At 46.4% G+C, this 4,306-nt stretch carries 3 protein-coding genes and 1 pseudogene; 3 read left to right on the plus strand and 1 reads right to left on the minus strand.

The window, feature by feature from the left end:
- From VK541_RS02415 to VK541_RS02425, 3 genes are all read left to right on the plus strand, one after another.
- Positions 1-1,489 (plus strand): glycoside hydrolase family 2 TIM barrel-domain containing protein (locus VK541_RS02415; RefSeq protein ID WP_324366570.1); only part of this gene is annotated, 1,489 nt, incomplete at its 5' end.
- Between the two features lie 46 nt (positions 1,490-1,535).
- Positions 1,536-2,732 carry an alginate lyase family protein gene (locus VK541_RS02420; RefSeq protein WP_324366572.1) on the plus strand — a complete coding sequence of 399 codons (1,197 nt, stop codon included), beginning with the start codon at positions 1,536-1,538 and terminating at the stop codon, positions 2,730-2,732.
- Positions 2,720-3,922: a glycoside hydrolase family 88 protein gene (locus VK541_RS02425; protein ID WP_324366574.1), complete on the plus strand. Its 1,203-nt coding sequence runs from the start codon at positions 2,720-2,722 to the stop codon at positions 3,920-3,922. The genes VK541_RS02420 and VK541_RS02425 overlap by 13 nt, the downstream gene beginning before the upstream one ends.
- 1 nt (position 3,923) lies before the next feature.
- On the opposite strand, the pseudogene VK541_RS02430 reads toward VK541_RS02425, so the two are convergent.
- Positions 3,924-4,306 (minus strand): annotated as a pseudogene (locus VK541_RS02430) (SGNH/GDSL hydrolase family protein); the annotation flags it as partial.

Below are 4,306 nucleotides of genomic sequence, written 5' to 3' on the forward strand. Positions count from 1 at the left end.
CACACATCGCCATGAAGACCACGCCAACGTTGCGCAGGCCATGACCGAAGACATGATGCGCACCGAAATGAAGATGATGAAGGAGATGGGGGTGAATTTCATCCGCCTCGGCCATTATCAGCAGTCGTCCATTGTTCTTGATCTTTGCGATAGCCTGGGGATTTTGGTATGGGAGGAAGAGCCCTGGTGCCGCGGTGGATTGGGCGGCGATGCTTATAAGGAACAGGCACGCCGCATGATGACCAATATGATCGAGCAGCATTACAATCATCCTTCTGTTATCATCTGGGGGCTGGGCAATGAAAATGACTGGCCGGGTGACTTTCCTGAATTTGACAAGGAAAAGATCAGGGCATTCATGAAAGAACAGAACGACCTTTCGCACAGGCTTGACCCTACAAGAAAGACGGCGATCAGGCGATGTGATTTTGCCAAAGATATCGTAGATGTTTATTCGCCTTCGATATGGGCTGGCTGGTACCGGGGGATCTATACGGAGTATAAGGAGACATCAGCGCAGGAGTTCAAAAAGGTAAAGCACTTCCTGCACGTAGAATGGGGTGGTGACAGTCATGCCATGCGCCATTCTGAGACGCCGGATAATGCATTGTCAAAGATTAAGCCCGGTGAGGGTACGGATGAGCGGGCCGGAGATGCTTCATTGTATGGTGGCGGTGCAAGGGTGTCAAAAGATGGAGACTGGAGCGAAAGTTATATTGTAAACCTTATTGACTGGCATTTAAAGGAACAGGAGACCATGCCATGGCTTACCGGCACTGCTTACTGGCCGTTTAAAGATTTCTCTACGCCCATCAGGCCGGAAAACCCGGTTCCTTACATGAACCAAAAGGGGGTAGTGGAGCGTGATTTTACGAAAAAGGAATCTTTTTATATATTCCAGTCGTACTGGACAACGGCACCTATGGCTCACATCTACGGGCACTCCTGGCCGGTAAGGTGGGGAGAAAAAGAGGAAAAGAAAATGGTAAAGGTCTTTTCCAACTGCGATGAGGCTGAACTGTTTGTAAATGGCAAGAGTCAGGGTGCTAAGAAACGTGTCAGCAAGGATTTCCCTGCCGCGGGTTTGCGCTGGCAGGTACAATATGCTGAGGGAAAAAACCAGATCAGGGTAGTCGCGAAAAAAGGGAAGACTGTAGTCGAAGATGAAATAGAACAGGATTATCAAACGGCTAAATGGAGCAAACCCGCAAAAATGGTACTGGAGAAGATAAAAGAGGAGAACGGAACTTCCACCATACAGGTTAAGCTGCTGGATGCAAACGGTGTCCTTTGTCTGGATGCGCTAAACTTCGTCTCCTTTTCTTTGATTGGTGACGGGGAACTGATTGCTGACCAGGGTACTTCAAGCGGGTCCAGAAGGGTAGGTGTGTACAATGGCAGGGCCACCATACGCATAAAAACAAATGGCGGTAAAAGCATGGCCAGTGTGAAATCTGAGGGATTGCCGACAGTTTTTCTGTCACTTTAATCTTTACGTTAAAACCGATCAGATTATAATTTTTATATTGAACAAGATGACCAGATACTCCACATACATCTTCGCTTTTATCCTGATGATCAGCTATTCCTGCACGTCTGTAAAGACAAATACAGTAACAATTCCCGCAGGGAAAAATCCAGTCAAAAATGAAGCAATAAGTACTTTAAAAACAATCATACTGCGGCAGGCGGATTGGGCAATGCAGCAAAAACCAGTTACGGTAACGGCCGACAGCTCATCAAGGAGCGCGGGCAATAGACACGATTTCTTTTCAGAAGGAGATTATTGGTGGCCAGATCCTAACAACCCAACTGGCCCGTATATTCAGAAAGATGGAATGACCAACCCGGATAATTTTGTAGCACATCGCCTGGCTATGATCCGGTTTAGCCGGATCATCGGTGCACTGGCTTCGGCTTATAAGATCACCCGAGACCAGAAATATGCGGCGCAGGCCATGCTACATTTAAGGGCCTGGTTTGTCAATCCGGAAACACTAATGAATGCCAATTTAAAGTATGCGCAGGCCATTAGGGGCAGGTTTACCGGTCGGGGCATTGGCATCATCGATACCATTCAGCTGATGGAAGTAGCACAGGGTGTAATCGTGATGCAGCAGGTTATGGATGCAGAGACCGTAAGCGGCACCAAAAAATGGTTTGCCGGCTATCTGAACTGGCTGATGACACATCCTTATGGCAAAGCCGAAATGGAAGCACTTAACAACCATGGGACTTGTTTTGTCATGCAGGTGGCTTCATTTGCCAAACTTACACAGGACCAGAAACTGCTGGATTTTTGCAGGGACAGGTATAAAAGCGTGCTGCTGCCCGATCAAATGGCTGCCGATGGCAGTTTTCCTAAGGAGATGAGCAGGACCAAGCCTTTTGGCTATTCGATATTTAACCTCGATGCGATGACTGCGCTTTGCCAGATGCTGTCAACCAGTTCAGACAACCTGTGGACCTATAAAACTGCCGATGGAAAATCAATTCAGAAGGGCATTGAGTATCTATATCCCTTTATAACTGATAAAAGCAAATGGCCTTTAAAACCGGATGTGATGTACTGGGAAGAATGGCCGGTGGCGCAGCCGTTTTTGCTGTTTGGTGCCAATGCTTATGGTCAGGAAGACTGGCTGGGCACATGGAAAAAACTGGAACATGATCCGAAAGTAGAAGAAGTAATCCGTAATTTACCAATAAGAAATCCCTTAATATGGCTCGAATAATTATCACGAAGAAATATCTTTCCCTTGCATTTGTACTTGTTGGGCTGCTTACCTCTTGCTTTGCGCAAAAACCTGACGTAAAAAAAGCATTTCAGCAAGCCGAAATTCAGACCCTGCAATTGCTTAAAGAAACAGAACTGGCTAAGTCTGCGGCAAGCAATAAAGACCTCGTCTCACCCAGAACGCTGGAAAGTGGAAACCTCAAACTCGTAACTTCCAAAGACTGGACCAGTGGTTTCTTTCCCGGAGTGTTGTGGTTTCTCTATGAATATTACGGCAATACCGACTGGAGGGAGCAAGCAAAGAAGTATTCTGCATTTATTGAAAAAGAGAAAACCAATGCCGGTACGCACGACATGGGCTTTAAGATCTATTGTAGCATTGGCACAGGCTACAGGCTTATTAAAGACGCGCATTACAAAGATGTTATTATTGAATCTGCAAGGACCTTATCAAAGCGGTTCAATCCTAAAACGGGCGTGATCCGTTCCTGGGACCATAACCAGGACAAATGGAAGAACCCGGTCATCATTGACAACATGATGAACCTGGAACTGCTGTTTGAAGCGACTAAACTTACCGGCGATTCTTCATTTTATAAGATCGCGCTGAGTCATGCCAACACCACTATGAAAAACCATTTCAGATCAGATTACAGTTCTTATCACGTCATAGACTACGATCCTGAAACCGGTGCGGTGCTCAAGAAAAATACGCACCAGGGTTATAGCCATGAGTCCGCCTGGTCACGCGGACAAGCCTGGGCGTTGTATGGTTATACCATGTGTTATCGCTTCACCAAAGATCCGGTTTATTTGAGCCAGGCTGAAAACGTGGCTGGTTTTATCCTGAACCACCCGAATCTGCCAAAAGACCTGGTGCCGTACTGGGACTTTAACGCACCGGATATTCCCAATGAACCCCGCGATGCCTCGGCAGCTGCGGTAATCGCATCAGGTTTATACGAGCTTAGCGGATATAGTAAAAACAGAAAACTGTATCTGAGCAAAGCCAATACGATGTTAAAAAACCTGGCCACAGCCTATGTCTCTAAAGACGGTGTAAATAAAGGATTTATCCTGGGCCACAGTACAGGATCAAAGCCGTCCAACAGTGAGGTGGATGTACCGATTTCTTATGCGGATTATTATTACCTGGAGGCTTTGCTGCGCAGCCGGGCAAATAAATGATCTATTTGAGTTTCTTTGCCAAAAGCTGACCTATGATGGCATTTCCCTGATCAGAAGGGTGAAGGCCATCATAGGTCAGGCCAATTGCCTCTGCAGGATAGGGGTACTCATCGGTTTTAGGGTCAAATGGAATGCCTATTGATTTTTTAAAAGGGTAATTTACATACCGGCCAGTAGCTGGATCTTTCAGACGTTTGAATTTTACAAGCTTGTCCAGCCTTAGCTTGGGTTCATGATACAAATCTACTACTGCGATTTTCTCATATTCAGCTATTGCCACAATGGCATCCGCAAATTGCTCCAGGGTTTGCCCGTTTTTCGACTGGTAAGACCCATACGCATTGTTGGCTGCATCAGCGATATATACAAAATCAGCCCGCTGCA

Origin of the sequence: Pedobacter sp., assembly GCF_035317785.1 — a bacterium.
GTDB lineage: Bacteria > Bacteroidota > Bacteroidia > Sphingobacteriales > Sphingobacteriaceae > Pedobacter.